Raw genomic sequence first — 25,040 nt, 5'->3', positions numbered from 1 at the left:
GATTATCCCATGAAAAGTAAAATCCTGATTCTGTTTTTAATGGTCTTTGTAAATGTTTCGTTTGCACAGCTGAAGACAGATTCGTTAAGTAATAAACCTAAAAAAGAGAATTTTGCTGATGACTGGGCTGCGCTAAGCAAGTACCAGAAAGAAAATGAACTTTTACCACCACCAACCAGAAAAGAAAAAAGGGTTGTTTTTTTAGGGAGTTCGATATTCGAATTCTGGAAACAGAAAGATCCTGAGTATTTTAAGGATAAACCTTATCTGGATAGGGGAATAAGCGGACAGATTTCGCCACAACTGCTTATCCGTTTTCGGCAGGATGTAATTAACCTTAAACCAAAAGTGGTGATTATTTTGGCCGGGAGTAATGATATTGCGGGTAATACCGGCCATGTTACCAACGATAAAATTATGAATAACATTAAATCGATGGCCGAACTGGCAAGGTTGCACCATATTAAAGTGATACTCTGTAAATACCTGCCTGTTTACGAATATCCATGGAACAAAAGCGTTAAAGCAGCTGATAGCATCGTGAATTTAAACGAAAAGATTGTGGCCTACGCTGAAGCAAGAAATTATACCATTTTAGATTATTGGACACCTTTGGTAGACGAAAGGAGAGGGCAGCGTGCCGAACTCACAGTTGATGGCGTTCATCCAAACCTGGCAGGTTATAAAATTATGGAAGAAGTGACTGATGATGCAATAAAAAAGGCTTTGAGGAATCGGCATTAGATCGATAAGCCCTTCAATCATGCTATCATTGATAAACTTCCATAGAAAGTTCGTCATTGCTTCCCTGAAAGGTCCTATCTTGAATGCACATCTTTTTTAAGAATAGTTTATGCATAATGCTAGCCAACTTTAATAAAAGCACTGATTTTAACGAAGTATGCCGTCAATCCCAAGAGCCGGAAAAATCAAAAAAACAGGTGCTGTCTAGGTCAATTGGCACTAACAAACCTGAAACGCAGTGGTTTTGTGTTCATAACGATGATTTAATTTTTAAAAAAAATATTGAACACAAAACGAAGTGCCGCTGTTTTTTTGATGTGAATGGGATTGTGCAAAAAGGCTCATTGCTGGATTGACAAAGCGTTTTGGGTACTTTGGCGCTCCAAAGTACCATGTCACCGCGGCATAGAGCGGAAAAATAAACAAATATTGATGTCAATATTTAATATTTATTTTAGAATCAGGGAATTCTCAATAACAGGAAAGGTGCTGATACAGAAGTTTCGGTATCAGTAAGCTGATTGATCTAGGCAACGACACTAAAAACAAATGTAAATTAGAGATGTGTCTATACGATAGGAAAGGTCGGGACAGACTGTCGGCTGAAAAAGCCATCGGATGACGATGATTAATGGCGGTTCTTTTTCAAATTTCCTTGTCATTAATATAGTTCCATACGATAAAATCATCGTTCAAGATAGAAGGCTCTATAACACCCGTTTTTTTGTTTATAAACTTTCAATAATATTTGAAAGTTTAATAATGTTTATTTAACTTTACATCGTGAAAGGGAACATGAAAGATAAAACAGTTAAGAAGGGGCTTTAGAGCTATTTTTTTTGCTTCTATTCTTTCAGTTTTTCCTGAAAGTTAAATAATAAAAACTACTGGTTATGGATTACAATATACTCGGATATGGCATCTTTATTACCGTTATCGTATTTATTATTGTAGTGGTTGGCAAAATATGCTACCGGAACGGAAATATCTTTGTGGCTGAACTTATTCCCGACCATTTGGATCTCTGTCAGCAAATCAATAAATCACTGCTGGTTTCTTATTACCTGGTGAATATCGGGTACTGTGCCATGACATTGGTGGGGTGGGAGACGATTAATTCCCTGCAGCAATTGATAGAAGTGATGGCTGTAAAAGTAGCCACTATTGTTTGCATCCTATCTGTTCTTCACTATTTAAATATCTATTTGCTCACCAATACCATTCATAAATTAATAAAATAACAATCTAAAATTTTCAATTATGGAAACGACCAAAATTTTAATCGGCTATGCAGTTTATTTACCAATTGCACTTTTTTTGACTTTTTATGTTTCAAAAACGCTGTTCAAAAACAGTAAGGTATATATGTTAGATATTTTTAAAGGAAGAGAAGAGATTGCCAATGCAACGAACAAACTTTTCGAAACGGGTTTTTACCTGTTGAATATAGGTTTTGCACTCATGATTATGAAGATTACGATCTACACTAATGATTACCGCAACTTAATAGAAGCATTAAGTTCTAAGATTGGTGGCTTTGCAATTTATCTCGGTATAATGCTCTTTATCAACCTTTACTTCTTTTTTAGAGGGAAACGCAAAGCGAAGGAAAATCAAAGACCTGTGCCTTTTCAGCCATCTATGTAATGGCTATAAAAAAAGTCAAGTTTTTATAGCGCAATGGCGATTAAAACTTGACTTCTTTGAAATGATAAATACATTTCCAAATTGCGCCTCAAACAAAAAAGTCCCGATTTTCATCGGGACTTTGCATTAGTTAAGTTTTTTATATCTGATGCGTTTTGGGGTAACATCACCCAAACGTTTTTTACGGTTTTCTTCGTAATCTGAGTAGTTACCTTCGAAGAAATAAACTTCAGAGTTACCCTCGAAAGCCAGGATGTGTGTACAAATCCTATCTAAGAACCACCTGTCGTGACTGATTACAACGGCACAGCCACCAAAGTTTTCTAAAGCCTCTTCCAGTGCACGTAAAGTATTTACGTCGATATCGTTGGTTGGCTCATCCAGCAACAATACATTGGCTCCTTTTTTCAGGGTAATGGCCAGGTGTACGCGGTTGCGCTCACCACCTGATAGAATGCCTACTTTTTTCTGCTGATCGCCGCCATTAAAGTTGAACTTTGAAACATAGGCACGTCCGTTAACGGCTTTCGTTCCCAACTGGATATTGTCTAAACCATCGGTAATGTTTTCGTAAACGGTTTTATCGGCATCTAAATCGTTGTGCATCTGATCTACATAACCCAGTTCTACCGTTTCACCTACACGGAAAGTACCGGCATCAGCTTCTTCCTGTCCGGTAATTAAACGGAATAAAGTGGTTTTACCCGCTCCATTTGGGCCAATAATGCCCACAATACCTGCAGGAGGTAGCGAGAAGTTTAAATTATCAAATAATACCTTGTCACCATAAGCTTTGGTAACGTTTGTTGCTTCAATCACCACATTACCTAAACGAGGACCTGCAGGAATGAAAAGCTCTAATTTATCTTCTCTTTCTCTGCCGTCTTCTGAAGCTAATTTATCGTAGTTGGCTAAACGTGCTTTAGATTTTGCATGACGTGCTTTGGGCGCCATACGTACCCATTCCAATTCCCGCTCTAAAGTTTTCTGGCGTTTGCTCTCTGTTTTCTCCTCTTGTGATAAACGTTTCGCTTTTTGATCTAACCAGCTGCTGTAATTTCCTTTCCATGGAATACCTTCACCGCGGTCTAACTCTAAAATCCATCCGGCAACGTTATCTAAGAAATACCTATCGTGGGTAACGGCAATAACAGTTCCTTCGTAATTTTGTAAGAACTGCTCTAACCAATCGATACTTTCAGCATCCAGGTGGTTGGTAGGCTCATCCAATAGTAAAACATCAGGGTGTTGAAGCAATAAACGGCACATGGCCACACGACGGCGCTCACCACCCGATAATACACCGATTTTAGTGTCAGGATCAGGACAACGTAAGGCATCCATGGCTCTTTCTAATTTCGAATCGATTTCCCAGGCCCCTAAAGCATCAATTTTATCCTGAAGTTCGCCTTGTCTGGCCATCAGTTTATCCATGGCATCAGGATCGGAGTAGTTTTCTTCTAAGCCGAAAGCTTCGTTTACCTCTTCGTATTCTTTTAAAATAGCCGTTACTTCGGCAACGCCTTCTTCAACTACTTCGCGAACGGTTTTTTCCGGATCTAAGATCGGCTCCTGAGCCAAGTAACCCACCGAATAACCTGGTGAGAAAACCACCTCGCCCTGGTAAGACTTATCTAAACCGGCAATAATTTTTAAAAGTGATGACTTACCAGAACCGTTTAAGCCGATAACCCCGATTTTGGCACCGTAAAAGAAAGAAAGGTAAATATTTTTTAAAACCTGTTTTTGTGGAGGGTAAATTTTATTTACACCTGCCATTGAAAATATGATTTTCTCGTCTGACATTATAATGTATTGTTTTTAAAGTAGTTTAATGCTATGATATTAAAGGAAGGTCAACCGTTTTTTTTACAGACTGATTTTACCCAACCCAATAATGGCAAAGCCAAAATTGCTTACAAAGATAAGAACAACAAGCCCATTACAAAGTGCTTTATGATTATACTTTAATAAACTTTTAGCCACAGAAGTACAGGTAGACGGGGAATGGTTTTATCCATCATGCTAACTAATAAACCAGTGCCTAATGAACGAATAAACAACAATTCTAATCTCGTTTTAATGTAATTATCATTATTCGCTCATAAAATAAATCATGTTATATAACGAAATACAAAAGTTTTACATTTAACCAGCGGATTAATTCTTAGTAGATACCGTAAACATTAGTTAAAACAAAAGCCTTTCAGGATTGAAAGGCTTTTGTTTTTTGATCATATGATTTGCCCTTGCTAAGGGTTTTGAGATAAATTAGAATTTTTATCTCTTTCAGTTTGTGGAATAAAATAAATTACCCGCGCATCAGTTGGGTTAATGGTTTGATTAACTGAGCCATTAATGGTAGAATGTGTACCAGGATAATCTCTCACCACCGGACGGTTATTCCTAAACAGATCATAAGCCCGCTGACATTCAAAAGCTAATTCTAGCCATCTTTCTTCCAATACAATATCTAAAATACCATGTGCTGGTGTCACATCAGCTAACGTATATGTCGGAATTCCGGCACGGGTTCTAATTACATTCACATCATCTAAAGCCAATTGTGTGTTGTTCAGTTTGGCATTAGCTTCTGCTCTGTTCAGGTACATTTCTGCCAAACGAAGGTATACCGGCGATGTTAAATTGATCACACCTTCCTGCAGGTTATTTTTATTTACGTAATAGATTGGCGCAGCCGGTGTTAATTTTGTGTTTAACTGTTGTACACCATTTACGATTAGCGGCGAAATAAAGCTTTTTCTTTTATCCTGAGGATATTTATTAAGGAAGTTATAATACTTTACAGAGGCATATATCTCTCCCCATCCGCTTTCTCCCTGACCCAGCGCATTACCATTGGCATCGCCGCTATAGTATAACGAACCAATGGCCGAATAATCGTAGTTTTCAGTTTTGGTGTGTTTAATGGCAAAAATATTTTCGGTGTTTTTTTCCGGATCTCCTCTAAAATAGGTTTGATAAGCGGCATCCTGCATCAATTGATATTTGTTTGAACTAATAACCAAATTGGCATATTCTATTGCTTTGGCATTGTTATCCATGTACAGATAAACCCTCGATAGGAGTGCATAGGCAGCCAATTTTGTGGCAAAGCTATTGCTTTTTTCTACGGTGATACATTGTGCAGCTTTTAATAAATCAGCGATTACAAAATCGTATACCTGGGCAACTGTACTTCTCTTAATTATGGCGGCATCGGTTTCACTTACTGTCTCGTTCAAAATTGGAACTCCAGGATTGGTTGTTGGATTTTGCTGATAAGGCCTTCCAAACATGCGCACTAAATTAAAATGTAACATCGCTCTGAGAAACAGGTTTTCTCCTTTAATCTGTAGCAACTCTGCCGATGAACCATCGGGAATGAGCTTAATGATTTTGTTTGTTGCAGAGGCTACATAATAGGCTTGCTGAAAATAAGCGGTGGCGTTAGCAGAGTTTACCAGGTGCGTATACTTATATAAATTAGTTACATCGCTTGATGAGTTCTGGCCTTGAGCCACCTCATCAGAAGGGAGCTCGGCAAGCCAATGGTAATTGTTTTCGTAGTTTAATGATTTTAAGGTAGCATAGTTGCCCAAGGTTGCCGTACGTTTACCCTCAATGGTAGTTAATAATCCACTATCTTCAGCTTTATCAGATGGGAAATAGGTTTTACGACATGCAGATGTAGTAAGAATAATACTGGCTGCAATGGCGATTTTTATGATGTGATTATGATATATTTTCATGGTAATCTTATTAATGGTTAGAATGTTAGGTTAACGCCAAAAACAAATCTTCTGCTGGTTGGATATCTGAAAGAAGATATACCTCCGGTTAAGTCAACCTCAGGATCTACGCCCGAAAATTTGGTGGCCGTAAACAAGTTGTCGCCGCTCACATATAAACGGGCAGCATTTATCGAAGCCTTTTTTAACCAGTTTGTGGGTAAGTTATACCCTACAGTTACATTCCTCAATCTTAAATAACTTCCATCTTCTAAGAAGCGGGTAGAGCTTTGATGCGATTGAAGATTGCCGCCAAATTTAGCCTGAGGATGGGTGGCATCGGTTTGGCCAGGGGTTGTCCACCTTACCGAACCTTTAGGTAATACCTGCTGATTATAACTTTCGTAAACGCCATCGTTATCGAAATAGAAACGGCTATCATTATATACCCAGTTGCCATATACAAAATTTAAAAAGGCCGAAAGGGTAAAGTTTTTATATTCCAGTGTATTGGTTAATCCACCGCTAAATTTTGGTGCAGATGATTTACCTGTATATTGTCTGGTCGCCTGATTATAAGTGCTGGTTACACCTGTAGGATCATCTAATTTTTCCCAAAGGGGTTTGCCATCAGCGGGATTTACACCAGCCCATTTTTGCATGTACCATTCATCCATATCGTGGCCCAAAGCGATGGGTTGTGTACTGGTATTTACCACCAACAAGCCCTGGTTTAGTTCCATAACTTTGTTGCGGTTAAAAGACATGTTAAAACTGGTTTCCCAGTTAAAGTCTTTCTGCTGGATGTTTTTAGAATTGATCGTTAACTCAATACCTCTGTTTCTTACTGCGCCAATATTTCTTCTAATGCTTCCATAACCTACGGTTGCAGGAAGTGGTACCGCAAATAGTAGATCAGAGTTACGTTTGTCATAAGCATCAATAGTAATGTCGATGCGTTTAAACAGGCCAAAATCAAGACCTAAATTGTACGCTCTCGATTTTTCCCATGTCAAATCTGGATTCGCAATTTGTGTTGGGAAGGCGCCTGTTTGGCCGTTATATGATGCCCCGGCATTTAAATTATATAAGCCTAGCGATTGGTAAAAACCATCAGGGCTATCATTCGTAGTAAAACGTTGATTCCCGGTAGTACCAAAACTTGCCCTTAATTTTAGAAACGTAAGGGTGGTATTACTTTTTAAGAAATCTTCGTTAGATAAAATCCATGATGCACCTGCTTGGTAAAAAGTTGCGGCAGGGTTATTTTTTCCAAATCGAGAAGAGTATTCATTAACGATGGAGCCCACTAAATAATATTTACCCTGAAAGCTATAATCAGCCTGTGCCAGGTATTTTATATTCTGATACTGATCATACCGGCCTGTAGGTTTATTGGTAATATCAGTTGCTGTGTTTATGGCATCCAATCCAGCTGGCAAACCTTTGGCAGTAATGCCACTTTCGTCGTATTTGTAACTTTCTAGCTCAGCAACGCCTAAAACGCTTAGGCTATGATTCCCAATATTTACGTTATACTTAATCCTGTTTGATGACAAAAGGGTAGTAGAAAAGGTATTTCCTAAAGAAACTGTTCCAAGGTTTGTAGCGCCACTCTGACTTCTTCTATCAGCATAGCTGTTTGACCTGCCGTTAGCTATTGTAGCCCTGTTATAACTAGAAATTGTTAAGTTTTTGATGAGATCATAATCGAGGTTTACATCACCGGTTGTGGTATAACTTCTTGCTTTTGAGTAGTTATACTGCAAACTCTGTAAAAAATTTGAGCGGTCTCTACCTTTCCAGGAAGGAATATTCCGTGGGTCAGTTGGACTGCCATCCGTATTGTAAGCCGGATCGTAAGGCATATTTAAATAAGCCTGGTAAACGGCACTTTCGGGATTATAATTATCATTGATTACAATTCCACTTAACAAGGCTGTTAATTTTAATTTTTTAGTCAACTGTGAGGTAAGGTTAGCCCTTAAACTATATTGTGTTTTATCGTTATTGATTAAAGTTCCTTCTTCCTTAAAATAGTTGCCTGAAATATAAAATTGAGTTTTCTCACTCCCTCCAGATGCAGTTAGGGTATGGTTATTTACCATTGCTGTTCTAAACGCTTCATTCCACCAATCGGTATTGGTATTTAACACCGAAGCAGCTGGTGGGGTGGTAAAGAAAGACTTCTGGTAATCGTAAAGTTGTTGGGCATCCATTAGCTTAAAGTTACCCGTAGTTGCTTTTGCAATACCAATGGTCGAATTTAGGCTAAATCTGGTTTCCCCCGCCTTTCCTTTTTTGGTGGTTACAATAATAACGCCATTGGCCGCTCTCGATCCATATAAACCTGTAGCGGCGGCATCTCTCAATATGGTAATGTTATCCACATCGGCAGGGTTATAGGTTCCACCAATATTTCCGTCAACCACAATTAATGGCCCTGTACCGGCATTAATACTGCCTACGCCACGTACCACTACATTCGAGCCTGCTGTTGGATCGCCAGAAGCAGAACTTGCCACCACACCAGGCGCTTTACCCTGTAACAGGTTACCGAGGTTTACGGAGGTTACATCGTTAAGCTTCGAGCCGCTTACGGTCGTTACGGCACTCGAAATTTCTGATTTCTTCTTTGCTGTATAACCCACAACGGTTACAGCATCCAGTTCTGTAGTTTGATCTACTAAGGAAACATTTACGGAAGTATTTGCGCCTACTTTAATGGTTTGGGTGGTAAAACCCAGGGCTTTAAACTCCAGGGTACTTTCATTGTCAGCGCTAATGTTATATTTTCCATTTGCATCTGTTTGTACAGCCGTTTTGGTTCCCAGCACGGTTACGGTTATCCCGGGAAGCGGGAGTTTTTTACTGTCAGTTACCGTACCTGAAATAGTACGGTTTTGTGCCTTTACTGCCAAAATACACGCAATAAAGGAAATCATTAAAAGAAATCTCTTCATGTTTTTTAGGTTAGATTGTTGTTATATTGTTTTTCTGTTGAGGAGCATTAATCAGATTACGGCGGGCTAAAAGTTATTCTCAGGTTCATTAATAATATACTTTTTGTAAAATGATTATTACTAAACTATAACCATAAAAGGCAATATCAAATCGCGAATGCAGCGCAAACGTTTGCTTGAAATATCCTGGTAAAGCGGGATGGATTGTTATTTAAGCCTTTTTTGGGTGGGATAAAGCCTATGCGGCTTGGTACTTCTGATATTATTAAACGCAAACGTTTGCCTCTGCCGGCTTAATTGCAGATTAAAAAAAGGAAGAAATGAATTTTTTGATGTGGATGAAATATGCTTATCATTCTTTTGGATTACTCATGAATGCAGATAAATGATAGATTTGTTGGTGCTTTTTAATCGAATTTTAGCAGTTGTGGTTGGGTTTCGTTTGTTTTTTATGAGAATAATCAGATAATAAGCGCGTTTTATGAAAAAACAGAAAATTTAGCGTTAATTACCCTATGGAATTAGAAAATGAACTTTTAACCCCCGTTTTTTATTTAATTTATACAAGCATTGCGAGCAGCTTGTTTAATAATGGAGAACTTAGAGCCTTGCTTAATCAGTGTAGAGAATTTAATAACCGGAATAATATTACCGGGATATTATTATATGTAAGAGGTCTGCAAATCACAAAGAGTAAAGGTAGGTTTATGCAATTGCTTGAAGGAGATGAACGCATTATCCGCAGGCTTTTTAACAAAATCGTAAATGACGAACGTCACGAATCAGTTGTTTTGCTGCAAATAGGTAAATATGAGCGGCGCTGTTTTACAGATTGGAGTATGGGATTTGAGCAGGCGGAAGGAGAGCTTTATCAATCGCTATCAGGCCATTTCGATTTGAATGAGGTCGTTTCACAATGCGATAAACTTGGTGTTACCGATGTTCCGTTGCAGTTTTTGCAGAAGTTATCTTCAAACCATAAAGAGCAGCTTACCGAAGCACTATATGGTTAAAATGGTTAAGGCAATTGATGTTGATTTCTGAATGAAGGATAGCTTATTATTTATGATAAATGAATTACAATAAACTACTGACTTCAAAAACAAAAACAACCTAATTACAGTTAACTTCGTATTAACGTTATAATAGGTATGGCTAATTGAGTTAGTTTGTTGATTTTTATCTAATGAAATTGTTAAATGATGTCACGTTCTTTTTATTTTTCTGTCAAAACTTGTAAATTGCCTAAGTAAAAAGATACAAATTGTCAGTTTTTGATGGCGAAAAAATACTTACAATAAACCGACAATAAAATATCTGTAACCGGATGTTTTTGGCAAATGTCCCTTTAAAACCTATATAACACTTATTACGTAGATAGATATAAATAAAATAATATTTATCTAAACGATAATCTTACATTGAATTTTGGGTTCTCAGGCATTCAAAAGCCTCTTTATCCACCCATATGGCGCAATTGTTGATAAAATAAAGAAAACAGTACGTTCGTTTTTATAAAGTTATTTTATAGTTTAGGGACGTAGCTGTTAAGAAAGGTATTATGGAAGCAAAATTTTCACCACAGGTTAAAGATGTAATCTCTTTTAGTAGGGAGGAAGCGCTCCGCTTAGGGCACGATTACATTGGAACCGAGCATTTATTATTGGGCCTCATCCGCGAAGGCGATGGCATGGCTATAAAAATTTTACGATCGTTAGGAGTTGATACCGGTAAATTGCGCCGCTCAATTGAAGATGCCGTTCGCGGTACTTCGAGTGTTACAGTAAACTTAGGCAATATTCCATTAACAAAACAGGCAGAAAAAGTTTTAAAAATCACTTACTTAGAGGCCAAAATATTTAAAAGCGATTTAATTGGCACCGAACATTTGTTGTTATCGGTTTTGAGAGATGATGATAACATCGCCTCACAAATCTTATTACAGTATGGCGTTACTTACGATGTTTTTAAACAGGAGGTTGAAGTGAATAAAAATGGTTTCAGAGATGATATCTCAAATAGTGCTTCCACAGGAGGTGATGATGATTATCGCGAAGAGGAAAGCTTTAGTACGCCTAAAAAGGTTTCAGATATAAAATCTAAAACCCCTGTTTTGGATAATTTCGGTCGTGATTTAACAAAAGCTGCAGAAGAAGGTCGCTTAGACCCAATCGTAGGACGCGAGAAAGAAATTGAACGTGTATCGCAGATTTTATCACGTAGAAAAAAGAACAATCCAATTTTAATTGGAGAGCCAGGTGTAGGTAAGTCGGCAATTGCAGAAGGTTTGGCCTTACGCATTGTACAACGTAAAGTTTCGCGTGTGCTTTTTGGCAAGCGTGTAGTGACATTAGATTTGGCGTCGTTAGTGGCCGGTACAAAATACCGTGGCCAGTTCGAAGAACGTATGAAAGCCGTGATGAACGAGCTTGAAAAATCTACTGATGTAATTTTATTTATTGATGAGATCCACACCATTGTTGGTGCCGGTGGTGCATCAGGTTCATTAGATGCATCCAATATGTTCAAACCTGCTTTGGCGAGGGGCGAAATTCAATGTATTGGTGCCACAACTTTAGATGAGTACCGTCAGTACATTGAAAAAGATGGTGCTTTAGACCGTCGTTTCCAAAAAGTGATGGTAGAACCTGCTACGCCGGATGAAACGGTAGAGATTTTAACCCGTATTAAAGATAAGTACGAAGAACACCATGGTGTAACTTATACTGATGAAGCGATTTTAGCTTGCGTTACCTTAACATCGCGTTATATTTCTGATCGTTTCTTACCAGACAAAGCTATTGATGCTTTAGATGAAGCAGGTTCGCGTGTTCACTTAACCAACATTCACGTTCCGCAGAATATTATTGATATCGAAGCTAAAATTGAAGATATCAAATTAGAGAAAAACAAAGTTGTACGTAGCCAGAAATATGAAGAAGCGGCAAAACTACGCGATACAGAGAAAAATTTAATTGAAGAATTAGATAAGGCTAAAGCGGAGTGGGAAGCTGAAACCAAAACTAAACGTTACGAAGTATCAGAAGATAATGTAGCCGAAGTGGTTTCGATGATGACAGGTATTCCGGTACAACGTGTTGGACAAACAGACAGTGCCAAACTGTTGAACATGTACGATAAAGTGGCCGAGAAAATTATTGGTCAGGATGATGCGATTAAAAAGTTAACCAAAGCTATCCAACGTACAAGAGCTGGATTAAAAGATCCTAAAAAGCCAATTGGTTCATTTATTTTCTTAGGTCCAACAGGCGTAGGTAAAACAGAACTGGCAAAAGAACTCGCTCGTTTCATGTTCGATAGTGATGATTCACTGATTCAGATCGATATGAGTGAGTATATGGAGAAATTTGCGGTTTCACGTTTAGTGGGAGCGCCTCCGGGATACGTAGGTTACGAAGAAGGTGGACAATTAACTGAAAAAGTTAGAAGAAAACCTTATGCTGTAATCTTATTGGATGAGATTGAAAAAGCACATCCTGATGTATTCAATATCTTATTGCAGGTTTTGGATGAAGGACAGTTAACCGATAGTTTGGGTCGTAAAGTTGATTTTAGAAATACAATCATCATCATGACTTCGAATATTGGTGCCCGTCAACTTAAAGATTTTGGACAAGGCGTTGGTTTCTCTACAGCAGCGAAAACAAACCAGGCCGATTCTCACAGTCGTGGTGTAATAGAAAGTGCATTAAAACGTGCTTTTGCTCCTGAGTTCTTAAACCGTGTTGATGATGTAGTGGTATTTAATAGCTTAGGTAAAGATGAAATCTTCAGAATTATCGATATCGAATTAAAAGCTTTATTCGGTCGCGTTCATACCCTTGGTTATGAAATTGCATTAACCGAGAATGCTAAAGAATACATTGCTGAGAAAGGTTTTGACAGTAATTTTGGTGCTCGTCCGTTAAAAAGGGCCATCCAGAAATATTTAGAGGATCCAATTGCAGAAGAAATTCTTAAAGGCGAACTGGCTGAAGGTGATGTTTTAGAAATTGATTATGATAAAACGAGCGAGCTGATTTCGATCAACCATAAAAAAGGTGAAAAGAAAAAAGAAGAGCCAAAACAAGAAGAAGATTCTTCCAGTAAATAAAATAGGAAACTCCCGATGAAAATCGGGAGTTTTTTGTTTTAGGTTTATCCTGCTATTTCTTGCTTCTGGAGTGTGAAAAAGAGGGTATAAATTATTTTTTTTTAAAGAAAATCCTTGTATCTTTCCTTAAACTATCCTGATTAATGAAATTAATTGCCTTTCCCTTAGTGTGTTTAGCGCTATGTTGCGCATTATCCTGTAAAAAAGGAGCTGATGATTCGGCCGGAACAAATGACCCGCCTGTACTTTCTACAACAACTAATATTAATAACGAAGCCTTGCTAAAATTAGTAAACGATACCCGTTTAGCTGGTTGTAATTGTGGAACAACTGTTATGCCTCCGGTTGCTGCACTCACCTGGAACATAAATTTAGGCGCTGCAGCTATTGGCCACAGTAAGTATATCGCATCGATAAAAAGCTTAACCCATAGCTCTGCCAATGGTGATAATGTAGGCGCCCGGGTTAAAGCAACAGGGTACAACTGGACAACAGTCGGTGAAAATATTGCTGTTGGCCAAACCACCGAAGTGCAGGTTTTTAACGACTGGATTAAAAGTGAAGATCACTGCAAAAATATCATGAATGCCGCCTTTAAAGAAATGGGAGCAGCTAAAACAGATAATTACTGGGTTCAGGATTTTGCAGCTAAATAAATTATTTCGTCATTTCGAGCGGAGTGCAACGCAGCCGAGAAATCTATAATAGATCTCTCTTCCAGACATTCGGGACTACGTTTCAGTCGAGATGACGACTTTCTTATGGGAATGCTCTTTTTTACACCAACTCCTTTAGCGCTTGATAATACCTGTCATAATTTTGAGGATCGGTATTCAGGAATAAAAAAGGTTCGATGAGCTCCAATTCCATCAGTAAAAATTCGCCATTAACAAAAGTACCGTCAACCCGTGCATAAAGGCAATCTTTAGCAAATAAGGTTACATATTGTTGTGCAGTAGCCACCAGCTCTTCATTCGGTTTTTGCGGATGAACAGATCCGCCATGGGCAGGTTGTACCCTAAAATCACCAGGTTTTGCCTGTTTGATTAAGGAATGACTATACCCGCCATTAAAAAAAATGAAAGACCATTCACCGCTTTCCAGAATCTCAGGTAGAAATGGCTGAACGATAAAATCTTCATGTTGAATAAGCTGATTTAACTTTTGATTCACCTCTTTCACATCATCAACAGTTACCTTGAATGTGTTTTTTGCCCCGCCACTCACACAAGGTTTTACAATTAACTTATCGGTATTAAATTTTTCAAAGAAATCCTCAAGACTTACACTTTTTTGATTTTGAATAAAAAAACTGGGTGTAATCATTAAGCCTGCGGCTTCGATTTCCTGCAGATATAGTTTATTTGCATTCCACCTTACTGTCTCAACAGGGTTAAGCAATTTTACTTTTTTTGCTTCCAGTTGATTAAGCCAGCTGTAAAATTCTTCAATCAGGTCAAAATAATCCCATGGCGATTTTAAAATGGCAAGCGAATAATCTTCCCAGTTAATATTCGGATCATTCCAGATTACTTTTTCAATGTCCAATCCCTTTTCTTTCAGGAAATGTAAGAGTTTATCATCCTCGCTTTCAACTGTGGTGCTATCATAAGCGCCTTTATCCAGATAGGTTACTAATGCAATATTCATAACGTTAAAACTAAGTTTTATAATAGTGGATTACAAATCCAGCTCTCACAGCTCCCGATTGCAAATCGGGACCAACAGCCAGTTCTTCGGTATAGCCTGTACTTCTTTTAAGGACCTGGCATGGTGCTTAAACTATTCTTAAAAAAGATGTGTCAACACGGTAGTATTCTCAATCGGGGCCAGCGCACTTAAAAACTTTAAAACAAACTCACCTGGTTGCTCGGGATTTTGAACAAAGTGTGGTCTAAAATAATATCCTTTACGTTTAAACCATTTAAGCGGCAATGCAGTCTGAAATTATCCCTGATCATTTGAGAAATATTTCCATCACCACGCATCCTATCTCCGAATCTGCTATCATTTACATTGCCTCCATGGCAACTTTGAATCATGTGCCAAACCTTATCAAAACGGTCTGGAAAATTTTTCTGCAACCAATCTTCAAATATCTGTCCAATGGCTCCATTGAGCCTCACCACGGTGTAACCGGCTTTAATGGCGCCGGCATTGGCTACGGCTTTTAAAATTTTAGGAATTTCATGGTCGCTTAAACCGGGCACAAGCGGGGCAACCATTACACCCATAGGGATTCCGTCTTTACTCAGTTCTTCTACCACCTTTAGGCGTTGTTTAGCTGTTGTGGTGCGGGGTTCCATTACCTGTCGCAAATCTTCGTTTAAGCTATTGATGGAGACATAAACCATACAGAGATTTAGCTTAGCCATTTCTTGCAGAATATCCCGGTCGCGAAGAATAAGCGAATTTTTGGTAATCATACCAATAGGCTGTTTGTAGGCCAATGCAATTTCAAGCAGCTGTCTGGTAAGTTTAAACTTTCTTTCGGCAGGTTGGTAGCAGTCGGTATTGCCGGAAAGGGAAATGGTGGTGGCATCCCATCCTTTTTTTTCTAAAAACTTTTTAAATAGCGCCGGTGCTTCTTTTTTAACAATTATTTTCCGCTCAAATTCTATCCCTGCGCTATAACCCCAATATTGGTGTGAATTGCGGGCATAACAATAGGTACAGCCATGTTCGCAACCTTGATAGGGGTTTAAAGAATAAGCCATGCCTACATCAGGGCTATCAACTTTGTTCACAATGGTTTTCGAATTTTCAAAAATAAAGGAGGTTTTACGATCGCTTTCCTCCCAATCGTCTATGCCTTCATCATGTTCCTTTACATAAACGTCCTTTAAAAATTTGTTATGTGGATTAACCTGAGCGCCCCGTCCTTTAAAATATTGTTTTTCTTCTTCGCCAATCATAGATTAAAATTACTAATATTTTTAGTAATTTGGCTTTCTAAAAAAGGCTACTTTTCAACATTTTTTTTTAGATCAATTCGCCTCATCTATCATCCACCTCACATTTTCCATTACTTGCTCTTCGGTAGTGGTACATAATCCATCGGGACCATATCGGCCACTTTTTCGTAAGCCCAGAAACCTTCGTATAGGAGCGATCGGGAATCGTAAATGCCACCATTTTCATAGAAACGAACACCTTCACCAGTGAGGTTGGCAACAGAAATTTCATTTTCAGGTACATCTAGGGGTCTGAAGATCCAAAATCCGGTGTTAGAATAAGCCAGAGATTCCTTTTCTTTGGTGTACTGGATCAGTAACGCATCAGTATAACTCAGGTATTTTAAATTCGGGTTAAAGTAGTGCACCAGGGTATCGGTAAGTACCTCCGCTCTCGAAAATTTATCAATGGTTCGGGGCATTTCTTTTTGTTTGGTCCAGAAGGCAAGCAATGCAGTATCTATTTTACCTTTATTTTGCCTGATGCCCGTTTTCTCAGGTACGGCCTTAATCTTTTCTAAATTGGCATTAATTAAATATTCCGGATAGCGGTTAGGGTTGGGCACCTTAACCATTTTATTAATGATAAATCCCTCTTCCTGTGTTTTGTTGGCATACAGCGAGCGGAAGAAATGTTGCGACGAACCATAATAGGCCACCTCCCTGGCGGCGATATACTTTTTCTTTTTGGCTGCCGATGCTTTTAACTCTTCAAAAAAGGGATGCCCAGAATAGTAAATAATGTGCGTTCTGGAATTATATTCGAAACGATCGAGCATGTATTTTAGCCGATAGCCTAAAGCTTTATTCTCTACAATCAAAAACTCGGTGGTAGAAACCGTTAGGGTACTTTTAGTAATATCGAAATCTACATTTAACACCTGCGGATTTAATATTTTGCACTGTAAGGCATTTGGGGTTTTCCCGATAAAAAAATCTTTAAACTGATTAATATATTTCTGACGGTTAGGATCGGCCCTGATTACAACTTCTTCCAGCTGCGCAACATTTTCTTTCAAAACCAGTTCTACCTGCACTGATTTATCGGAAATAATTACGCTTTTAGAGTAGGGGAGATAACCAACCAGCTGAACCAGCAGATCGTAACTTCCAGGTTTCAGATTGGATAGTTTAAACCGCCCGTCGTTATCGGCCACTGTTGCAATCTTATAGCCACTTAAATAGATACTTGCGCCAGGTAATCCATCTTTTTGATCCCTAACCAAACCACTAATCGAGAAGGTGTTTTGAGCAATGGCATTAGTACCCAACATCATCAGTATAAGGGCTACTAAAAGGCTTTTAATCATGGAGACGAATGTAACCAAAAGGCGTAATATTTATTAAAAACAGAAAAGATTTTTAACAAATTTAACATTTGATCATATCGTTATTTCGTGCTGCAGGCGACTTAGTAAAATTGCTTATCTTGTTACGCAATGATCTTTAAGAAGAGCATTATTCAAAATAGGCCAGGTGAATAGTGAAAATTTTTTCGCTTTGAAAACGAGCGGTTCGTTTTCCATGGCAGCGGTAGCCCCGCCATCGCTTGTAGTCCTCTCCCGATGAAAATCGGGATGCGGGCTAACCCGCTCTGTCGGGTTTATTTCACATGGGCAGGTGCTTCGCGGTTCCAAAAAACCTAAATAGTAATACCAGCCTAGCCAGCTAAACCCGACGGCAGTGTAAAACCCACAGGCCGAAGCATGAGGGCGAGGATTTGTAACGAAGGCCGGGGCTGCTGAAACCGAAAAGCGCTGTATTTGCTTTTCAAAAAAAAGAAAAAATGCAGCCTGGTGGTTATCTCTCTTACATATTAATGATATTAAAATAAGCCAGGTGAATAGTGAATTTTTTTTGCTTTGAAAATGATAGGTCTATTTTCCATGGCAGCGGTAGCCCCGCCATCGCTTGTAGTCCTCTCCCGATGAAAAATCGGGCTGCGGGCTACCCGCTCTGTCGGGTTTATTTAACATGGGCAGGTGCTTCTCGGTTCCAAAAAAACTAAATAGTACTACCAACCTAGGCAGCTAAACCCGTATTCTATGGTTTATGCAAATAAAAAGTTTTTTTTCTGAGAAGCATTACTTTAGATTTATGCAGCAGGCTCCAGGAGGTATGGCGTACCTCTTTTAACAGCAGCAAAAGCTCTGCTCAGTAGCTTATTTTTTATCACATTCAGTACACACATAGCGTTTTTTCCCTCAGCTTTTTTTCGATCATAGTATCGTTTGAATTCGTTATCTTTTTTTATCGTGTTTAGCGCACACATGGTCAGTAACGCCTTTAGTTTTTTATTGGCGAGGTTGCTTACCCGGTTTCTCCCTCGTATACTCGTCCCCGAGCTATGTGGAAATGGGACTATTCCACAATAGCTCGCAAACTTTCTGTAGTCTGAAAATGCAGCGAAGGCTTCAGTATGGATCAGGATAAACATAGCCGTCTGCTTTCCGATCCCATGCACGCTCTGCACAAGGCTGAACTGTTCGTTTAGTTCCTGGTCCTCTGTTATTAAGGCTGCCAACTCGATATCTACCTTTTTTATCCGTTCGGCGTAAAGGGCAAGCATTTCCTGGCTATCGGCTATGCAATAGCCAGCGTTCTCCCTATCAAATCCTTTAAGCTCTGAGCAAGTGCATTTAAAAGAGGTCTGGTGTCTTACCAACTGTTCGCGGTGTGCCAGCAGGTGTTTGAGTTTTGAGCTTGTTGCCGAAGGAAGGAGGTAAGGACGGGCTTTGTGCTGATTTGAAAAAGCATAGCTTGCGATTGCCTGTGCGTCAGCCTTATCAGATTTCCCCCGTTTAAGTCCAATGGAACGCTTAATGTGCAGCCCGTTTTCAACCCATATAGATAAATCATTTGCATGCATAAAGTTGGTTATGGGGCAGATATAAATACCTGTATGCTCGCAACAGAAAAGAACCTTCTTAGGCGCGATACCATGTATGGAAAGCCATTCCAGCATTAGGCCAAAGCCATCATAGCTGTTCTTAAAAACATGGTGAAGGGGCTTGTCGAAACAGGCCTGTGTAACAACAGCAACATCGATGGTTGATTTGGAAATATCTATTCCAACAAATAGTTCATAATTCATAACTTTACGGTTAAGTGAAATGGAAATCCTAAAGTTGAATAAAACTGAATCCCTTAATAGTCCGCTAGACTAAAATTCTATATGGTTCTTGTTCAACTAAAAAGCAGAGGTCTGTTACAGGTTCTAGATCGTAAGTCTGGATCGCAGCATAGTTCACCTCTGCTTTTAAGGTTTCCTTTGTCAAATTTAATTCTTTGATAATCTTTCTCAAACCTAAGGGACCGCAGTGTAAAACCCACAGCCCGAAGCATGAGGGCGAGGATTTGTAACGAAGGGCGGGGCTGCTGAAACCGAAAAGCGGTATATTTGCTTTTCAAAAAAAAATGAAAAAATGCAGTCTGGTGGTTTATCTCTCTTGGTATTAACGATATTTCTACTTTTCTTCCGCTACATTAGCAGGAGGTAAATAATCCATCGGAACGCTATCGGCTATTTTCTCCCAGGCCCAGTAGCCTGTATACAGCATCGACCGTGGATTGTATATGCCACCATTCTCATAAAAATATACCGGTTTTATCTGTAAGGTAATGGTTGATACCTGATAGTCGGGCATGTCTAAAGGTCTGCTGATGGATAAGCCTATTTTATTTGCAAATAATGGATCTTCCTTTTCTTTGGTGTAAACGATGTAGAGTTTATCGGTAAAGTTGATGCTTTTAATGCTCTCATTTTTAATGTGCACCAAGGTATCTTGCGCAATCGGGCTACGGCTTAAAATAGAAATGCCATCGGGGAGGTTTTTCTTCCTGAACCAGTAACTGAGCGAATCGTTATTGTTTATGGTTATCGTTTTGCCTAATAAGCCATTCTGCACCTTTGCTAAACGTTTAATATTTGCCTTAATCGTACTATCTGAAGGTTTATCCGGATTTGGCCGGGTAATTAATTTATTAATGATAAAACCCTCTTCAGTGGCCTTGCCATGATAAATTGATTTAAAAAAGTGCTGTGGAGAACCCAGGTAGGCAGTTAAACGTTTCTTTTCCCACACCTTCTTTTTTCTGGATGATCCTTTTAGGTCTTCGTAATAAGGGAAGCCCTCATAATACATAATTTTCGATCGGCTGCTGTACTCAAAATTATTCACCTGGTATTTTATCCGGTATCCCAGTGCCTGGTTCTCGATCACTAAAAATTGATTTGTTTTTACGGTAAGTTTCCCCTCCTCATTATCGTAATCGATAATCAGCACATTTGGATTAATCATTTTACATTGCGCGGCATTGGGTGTTGTACCAATGAAAAAATCTTTGAACATGGCAATATAATAAGCCCTGTTCGGATCTGGTTTAATGGTTACTTCCTTTAACTGCGTTATATTTTCTTCTAAAACCAAATCGACTTTTATAGCCTTATCCGAAATCACAATGTTTTTATTTAAAGCCTTATAGCCAACAAGCTGGACTAAAATATCATAGTTGCCGGGTTTTAAGGAAAATGTATAGCTTCCGTCGTTGTTCGAAATGGTTGCAATTTTATAACCACTTACATATACGCCTGCACCAGGTAAAGCCTCACCACGTTTATCTTTAACCATACCCGAAAGGGTATAACTTTGCTGAGCGAAACAAAATTTGCCTATGGTTAATAATGAAAGTAGAAGTATAAAAGATTTCATTAATTAAATATAAACTAATTATTTAGTTTTAGTAAGCTGTAGCTGTAAAATTATTGGCGCTTTTCTTCGTGGTGCCAGATATTGCGATCTGGTACTGAATCAAATCAATATACTATTTATCTTTTATAAATTCTACAGATACAAGCTTAGTCAGGTGGGAACATCCAACAGCACAACAACATTTCCCTACCATTAACAGGTCCATAAGAAAAGTCGTCATCTAGACTGAAACGCAGTGGAACGGAGAGATCTGCCTAGATAAATCTCTCGACTACGTTGCACTCCGTCCGCTCGAGATGACTTAATATAAGAATTAGGCGAGCAACTCCCTTGCATTTTCCATGGCAGATGCGCCTGGATTTTTGCCACTTAACATTTCGGCAATTACACCAATACGTTCTTCTTGTTTAAGTTTGCGAATTCCGGTTGTTGTTTTTCCACGGTCTTCATTTTTATGAACAAAGTAATGCGAAATGCCTTTGGCTGCAATTTGTGGTAAGTGTGTAATCGAAATTACCTGCATGTTTTGTCCTAAATCGGCAATTACTTCACCAACTTTTAAGGCGGTTTCGCCAGAAATTCCGGTATCAATCTCGTCGAAAATAATGGTCGGTAACGAAGTGTGTTTGGCCAATAAAGCTTTTATGGCTAACATTAATCGAGATAACTCACCACCAGATGCTACTTTATTTACGGGTGCAGGCGCCTGACCAGCATTGGCCGTAAAAAGAAGATTGATTTCATCTAAGCCATCTTTATTCAATTCGCCCAATACTTTTTGATCTAAAACCAATTTAGCATTTAACATGCCCACTTTTTTCAAGGTAATACTGGTTTGTTCTTCTACTACCTTAATTGCTTTTTTGCGGTTGGCACTTAATTGATCGGCTTGTTTGTGCAATTCTTTTTTCAATTGCTCTATTTCTTGCTGTAGTTTCCCGATATGCTCATCAGAAGATAGGAGTTTATTCAGATTCTCTTCCAATTGTTTTTGAACGGCCAGCAACTCAGTATTATCAGCAACGCGGTGTTTCTGCTGGAGTGAATAAAAAAGATCCAGTCGTTGATTAACCAGCTCTAAACGATCGGCGCTGTGTAAGGTATTTTCTTCAATGCCAGAAACCTCATCGGTAATGTCTTTTATTTCGATAATCGATGAGCGTAAACGTTCGTACAGTACATTAATTGCCGGGTCGAACTTTTCTATACTCTGCAACTGTAAAGATGCTTCTTTTAAAATTTGCAGGGCAGAAGGTTCACTTTCGTTAATTAAACCTGATGCGGTAAGTAAAGCTCTTTTTATGGTTTCGGCATGTGTTAAGCGTTCTAATTCCTGTTCCAGCTCCTGTTGTTCGCCTTCCTGTAATTTTGCCTGCTCGAGCTCGTTAAATAGAAACTGCTCATAATCCTGCTTATTTCTCGCTTCGTCTGCTTCACTCACCAATTTTTTCAACAGGTTGGTATCTTGTCTTAATTTTTTAAATCCGCTGCGGTAATTAAACAGGAGGGACTGATGATTAGCCAGTGAATCGACAATGAGCAGTTGAAAATCAGCATCGTTAATCTCCTGCGTGGCATGTTGGGAGTGGATGTCGATCAGTTTTTCGCCAATCTGTTTAAGAACGGATAAATTAACGGGCGTATCGTTAATAAACGACCTGGTTTTACCATCAATGGATATCTCTCTGCGCAGTATACTTTCGTTGGAGAAATCTAAATCATTTTCTTCAAAAAGTTCTTTCAGGTTTTCGTCTGCCAATGCAAAACTTCCTTCAATAACACATTTTTTATCCTGGTTAAAAAAGTATTTGCTTTCTGCGCGCTGGCCTAAAATTAGCGATAATGCCCCTAAAATGATGGATTTACCAGCGCCAGTTTCACCTGTTATAATATTTAAGCCTTTATCAAATTCGATATCGAGACTATCAATTAATGCGTAATTACGTATAGAAAGTTTTTGTAGCATAGCTAAGCAAAAATATCAAAATTTATTCAACAGGTGAATACAAAACAAAAACAGCGAAGAATAATCTTCGCTGTTCGTCGCTTGTTTGGTTTATATGGTATTTATTTTATCGAAATGTTAATGGTATGATCATCAACAATTTTTAAGTTGGCTGCCTGAACATAACTTTTTAGGGCCAATTGATCAGCATGGGTAAAATCAGATTTTTTATACGTTACTACAGCGTTTAGGGTGTTCAGGGCTTTAACAGCACTGGTAAAGTCCTGATTGTTATAAAGCATAACAGCAGGGCTTATTTGTGCGCCTTTATTTCCACCTTCTACTTTCTCCTTTTTCTCTTTCTTCTCCATTTTCTCTTTCAGTTCCTTCACCTCGTTATCGAACTTTTCTTTCAGTTTTTTATATTCTTCGGTCTGTTTTACCTTACTATTATTATCGAAATAGAATACTGCACCATCCGGACCGGTAAGCATATGTCTGTTTCCTTTAAATAGCGAATCTGAATTTAACTTACTCAATGCAGATAATCTTGCAATCTCCCCAGATTTTAAAGCATGTGCCCTAATATTCTCTATTTGAGCTCTAAACTCTGGTGAATTCACTTTAGCAGCCATATCTTCGCCCATTTTTTTCCATTTGGCTTGCGCCTCTGGCGAACCGAATTCTTTAGCCATATCTTCACCCATTTTTTTCCATTTTGCCTGGGCTTCAGGAGAGTTCATTTTCTTTTGCATCTCCTCTCCAAATTTTTTCCATTTGGCTTGTGCTTCCGGCGAATTGTATTGTTTGGCAATATCTTCACCAAATTTTTTCCATTTGGCTTGTGCTTCTGGCGAATTATATTTTTGGGCCATCTCTTCACCAAATTTTTTCCATTTGGCCTGTGCTTCCGGTGAATTGTATTCTTTATGTATTTTCGACAACAATGACGAATCGTTGAACTTAAATCTAAAGCTACTATCGGCATGCAGTCTGTAGATGTTTTTTCCTGCAAAAAGTTCATCTCTGTAAAAATCTTTTCTTAGGCTATCAGGCATATCTTTTACTGAGTTGTATTCGGTTTTTTTACCATCTGCATCGATCGTTACAATTTTTATTTTACGTTTCTTGGTGGTATCAGTGCAAACCATGGTTTTCACGTCGTGGTGATCGATGATACTCAAAACTTCAATTTTAGGCGTTTTTTTAGTTTCTTTTTTCTTTTCTGTTGGGTTGATCCAGGCAATAGAAAACAAGCAGGCTACCCCTAAAGTTAAGGCTGCCATTTGTTGTTTGGCGTTTAAATAATTTGTTTTCATGTTGGTTATTCTTTTAATGCGTTGATATAAATTCTGGGTTTTGCCTGTTGCTGCCAGTGCATAAGCCGGACTGTTTTTGTCTTTTAACAGTTCGAGTTTAAGTAGGGCATGGGCATAGTTGAGTGGTTTTCCGGTAATTTTTAATACCAGGTCATCACAGGCATGCTCGCGCTCAATATGTATAAATCTGCCGGCCATCCACACAAATGGGTTATAGAATAACAATGTTTCTATGGCTGTTTTAATCAGGTTTAACAAGAAATCGTTTCTTCTGATATGCGATAACTCATGGATTAATATGGCTTCTACCTGATCGTTGTCTAACTGGTTTACCAGCGCCAATGGAAATAATACCACTGGTTTTAAATAACCGATAACCAAAGGCACATTAACAATTGAAGACAAATGGAACTGGGTAACTTTGTTGATTTTAAGGTGAGCGGTTACCTGCTCGAAAATAGCTTTCCAGCTATCTGGAACAGCACTTAAACTTTCTTTTTTTAGTTTTGAAAGCTGACCATAACCTTTAACAATAACGAATAGCTGAAGCAATATACCAATCGCGTAAAATATCACTACAACAGGGAAATATTGCTCTGCCTTGCTGCTAAAACTTGGCGGAAGGTTGTTAAAATATTGGTAAATCTGAATATTTTGAGCATTGATGGCAGGCGCCTGGCTATTGATATTCAATGTTAACTGATGAATGAAATTATAGCCAAAGCCAATAAACATTAAAATGATGGCACCAAAAGCAAGGTTGTGCTTATGTTTTGCCGCCAGCTTCGGAATGCTTAACATTACTATAAATAGGACGCCATAAATAATGGCGCTTTGCCAGAGTGAGTTTAAAATGCTCCAGCCAAATGCTTTGATGAACTGTTGTAATAAAGTTTCCATAACGGTGGTTT

General features: G+C 38.6%; 17 protein-coding genes. 7 read left to right on the top strand and 10 right to left on the bottom strand.

The annotated features are described in order from the left end of the window. The first annotated feature begins 9 nt into the window (after window positions 1–9). From CA265_14930 to CA265_14915, 4 genes are all read left to right on the top strand, one after another. Window positions 10–744, top strand: coding sequence for an acylhydrolase (locus tag CA265_14930; protein ARS40877.1), 735 nt, complete (start codon window positions 10–12; stop codon window positions 742–744). 116 nt (window positions 745–860) lie between these two features. After that, complete coding sequence (locus CA265_14925) at window positions 861–1,100, top strand: hypothetical protein (protein ARS40876.1); 240 nt, start codon at window positions 861–863, stop codon at window positions 1,098–1,100. Between the two features lie 537 nt (window positions 1,101–1,637). After that, on the top strand, window positions 1,638–1,985 hold the full coding sequence (locus tag CA265_14920) for a hypothetical protein (protein ARS40875.1): 348 nt from the start codon (window positions 1,638–1,640) through the stop codon (window positions 1,983–1,985). A gap of 19 nt (window positions 1,986–2,004) precedes the next feature. Then, on the top strand, window positions 2,005–2,391 hold the full coding sequence (locus tag CA265_14915) for a hypothetical protein (GenBank protein ID ARS40874.1): 387 nt from the start codon (window positions 2,005–2,007) through the stop codon (window positions 2,389–2,391). Window positions 2,392–2,517: 126 nt separating this feature from the next. Here the strand turns inward: CA265_14915 and CA265_14910 are convergent, their stop codons facing one another. The 3 genes from CA265_14910 to CA265_14900 form a co-directional block, all read right to left on the bottom strand. Beyond that, on the bottom strand, window positions 2,518–4,197 hold the full coding sequence (locus tag CA265_14910) for an energy-dependent translational throttle protein EttA (protein ID ARS40873.1): 1,680 nt from the start codon (window positions 4,195–4,197) through the stop codon (window positions 2,518–2,520). Window positions 4,198–4,643: 446 nt separating this feature from the next. Beyond that, entirely contained in the window at window positions 4,644–6,143 is a 1,500-nt protein-coding gene (locus CA265_14905) for a hypothetical protein (GenBank protein ID ARS40872.1), read from the bottom strand. Window positions 6,144–6,160: 17 nt separating this feature from the next. Continuing rightward, window positions 6,161–9,085: a hypothetical protein gene (locus tag CA265_14900; GenBank protein ID ARS40871.1), complete on the bottom strand. Its 2,925-nt coding sequence runs from the start codon at window positions 9,083–9,085 to the stop codon at window positions 6,161–6,163. A 515-nt stretch (window positions 9,086–9,600) separates the two neighbouring features. Between CA265_14900 and CA265_14895 the strand changes: the two genes are divergently transcribed. The 3 genes from CA265_14895 (at window position 9,601) to CA265_14885 (ending at window position 13,855) form a co-directional block, all read left to right on the top strand. Then, complete coding sequence (locus CA265_14895) at window positions 9,601–10,098, top strand: hypothetical protein (GenBank protein ID ARS40870.1); 498 nt, start codon at window positions 9,601–9,603, stop codon at window positions 10,096–10,098. 548 nt (window positions 10,099–10,646) lie between these two features. Further along, the gene (locus tag CA265_14890) at window positions 10,647–13,199 is read left to right on the top strand and encodes a Clp protease ClpC (protein ID ARS40869.1); all 2,553 of its coding nucleotides are present in this window, start codon (window positions 10,647–10,649) and stop codon (window positions 13,197–13,199) included. Window positions 13,200–13,477: 278 nt separating this feature from the next. Further along, window positions 13,478–13,855 (top strand): hypothetical protein, encoded by a 378-nt coding sequence (locus tag CA265_14885; GenBank protein ID ARS43005.1) that lies wholly within the window; start codon window positions 13,478–13,480, stop codon window positions 13,853–13,855. 121 nt (window positions 13,856–13,976) lie between these two features. On the opposite strand, the gene CA265_14880 is transcribed toward CA265_14885, so the two are convergent. The 7 genes from CA265_14880 to CA265_14850 form a co-directional block, all read right to left on the bottom strand. After that, the gene (locus tag CA265_14880; protein ARS40868.1) at window positions 13,977–14,849 is read right to left on the bottom strand and encodes a hypothetical protein; all 873 of its coding nucleotides are present in this window, start codon (window positions 14,847–14,849) and stop codon (window positions 13,977–13,979) included. A 197-nt stretch (window positions 14,850–15,046) separates the two neighbouring features. Further along, window positions 15,047–16,114, bottom strand: coding sequence for a radical SAM protein (locus CA265_14875; GenBank protein ID ARS40867.1), 1,068 nt, complete (start codon window positions 16,112–16,114; stop codon window positions 15,047–15,049). A 110-nt stretch (window positions 16,115–16,224) separates the two neighbouring features. Further along, window positions 16,225–17,463 (bottom strand): hypothetical protein, encoded by a 1,239-nt coding sequence (locus tag CA265_14870; GenBank protein ARS40866.1) that lies wholly within the window; start codon window positions 17,461–17,463, stop codon window positions 16,225–16,227. 785 nt (window positions 17,464–18,248) lie between these two features. After that, complete coding sequence (locus CA265_14865) at window positions 18,249–19,247, bottom strand: hypothetical protein (protein ID ARS40865.1); 999 nt, start codon at window positions 19,245–19,247, stop codon at window positions 18,249–18,251. A gap of 373 nt (window positions 19,248–19,620) precedes the next feature. Continuing rightward, complete coding sequence (locus CA265_14860) at window positions 19,621–20,865, bottom strand: hypothetical protein (protein ARS40864.1); 1,245 nt, start codon at window positions 20,863–20,865, stop codon at window positions 19,621–19,623. A 313-nt stretch (window positions 20,866–21,178) separates the two neighbouring features. Then, on the bottom strand, window positions 21,179–22,831 hold the full coding sequence (locus tag CA265_14855) for a DNA repair protein RecN (GenBank protein ID ARS40863.1): 1,653 nt from the start codon (window positions 22,829–22,831) through the stop codon (window positions 21,179–21,181). Between the two features lie 101 nt (window positions 22,832–22,932). Continuing rightward, window positions 22,933–25,029: a hypothetical protein gene (locus CA265_14850; protein ID ARS40862.1), complete on the bottom strand. Its 2,097-nt coding sequence runs from the start codon at window positions 25,027–25,029 to the stop codon at window positions 22,933–22,935. Between the last annotated feature and the right edge of the window lie 11 nt (window positions 25,030–25,040).

It is taken from the genome of Sphingobacteriaceae bacterium GW460-11-11-14-LB5, assembly GCA_002151545.1.
Taxonomy (GTDB): Bacteria; Bacteroidota; Bacteroidia; order Sphingobacteriales; family Sphingobacteriaceae; genus Pedobacter.
This window is presented reverse-complemented; position numbering and strand designations above follow the sequence as displayed.

What these genes read in the sequence shown, in the direction of transcription:
- CA265_14930 (ARS40877.1), top strand. Translation starts at nt 10, where the DNA reads ATGAAAAGTAAAATCCTGATTCTGTTTTTAATGGTCTTTGTAAATGTT.
- CA265_14925 (ARS40876.1), top strand. Translation starts at nt 861, where the DNA reads ATGCTAGCCAACTTTAATAAAAGCACTGATTTTAACGAAGTATGCCGT.
- CA265_14920 (ARS40875.1), top strand. Translation starts at nt 1,638, where the DNA reads ATGGATTACAATATACTCGGATATGGCATCTTTATTACCGTTATCGTA.
- CA265_14915 (ARS40874.1), top strand. Translation starts at nt 2,005, where the DNA reads ATGGAAACGACCAAAATTTTAATCGGCTATGCAGTTTATTTACCAATT.
- CA265_14910 (ARS40873.1), bottom strand. Translation starts at nt 4,197, where the DNA reads ATGTCAGACGAGAAAATCATATTTTCAATGGCAGGTGTAAATAAAATT.
- CA265_14905 (ARS40872.1), bottom strand. Translation starts at nt 6,143, where the DNA reads ATGAAAATATATCATAATCACATCATAAAAATCGCCATTGCAGCCAGT.
- CA265_14900 (ARS40871.1), bottom strand. Translation starts at nt 9,085, where the DNA reads ATGAAGAGATTTCTTTTAATGATTTCCTTTATTGCGTGTATTTTGGCA.
- CA265_14895 (ARS40870.1), top strand. Translation starts at nt 9,601, where the DNA reads ATGGAATTAGAAAATGAACTTTTAACCCCCGTTTTTTATTTAATTTAT.
- CA265_14890 (ARS40869.1), top strand. Translation starts at nt 10,647, where the DNA reads ATGGAAGCAAAATTTTCACCACAGGTTAAAGATGTAATCTCTTTTAGT.
- CA265_14880 (ARS40868.1), bottom strand. Translation starts at nt 14,849, where the DNA reads ATGAATATTGCATTAGTAACCTATCTGGATAAAGGCGCTTATGATAGC.
- CA265_14875 (ARS40867.1), bottom strand. Translation starts at nt 16,114, where the DNA reads ATGATTGGCGAAGAAGAAAAACAATATTTTAAAGGACGGGGCGCTCAG.
- CA265_14870 (ARS40866.1), bottom strand. Translation starts at nt 17,463, where the DNA reads ATGATTAAAAGCCTTTTAGTAGCCCTTATACTGATGATGTTGGGTACT.
- CA265_14865 (ARS40865.1), bottom strand. Translation starts at nt 19,247, where the DNA reads ATGAATTATGAACTATTTGTTGGAATAGATATTTCCAAATCAACCATC.
- CA265_14860 (ARS40864.1), bottom strand. Translation starts at nt 20,865, where the DNA reads ATGAAATCTTTTATACTTCTACTTTCATTATTAACCATAGGCAAATTT.
- CA265_14855 (ARS40863.1), bottom strand. Translation starts at nt 22,831, where the DNA reads ATGCTACAAAAACTTTCTATACGTAATTACGCATTAATTGATAGTCTC.
- CA265_14850 (ARS40862.1), bottom strand. Translation starts at nt 25,029, where the DNA reads ATGGAAACTTTATTACAACAGTTCATCAAAGCATTTGGCTGGAGCATT.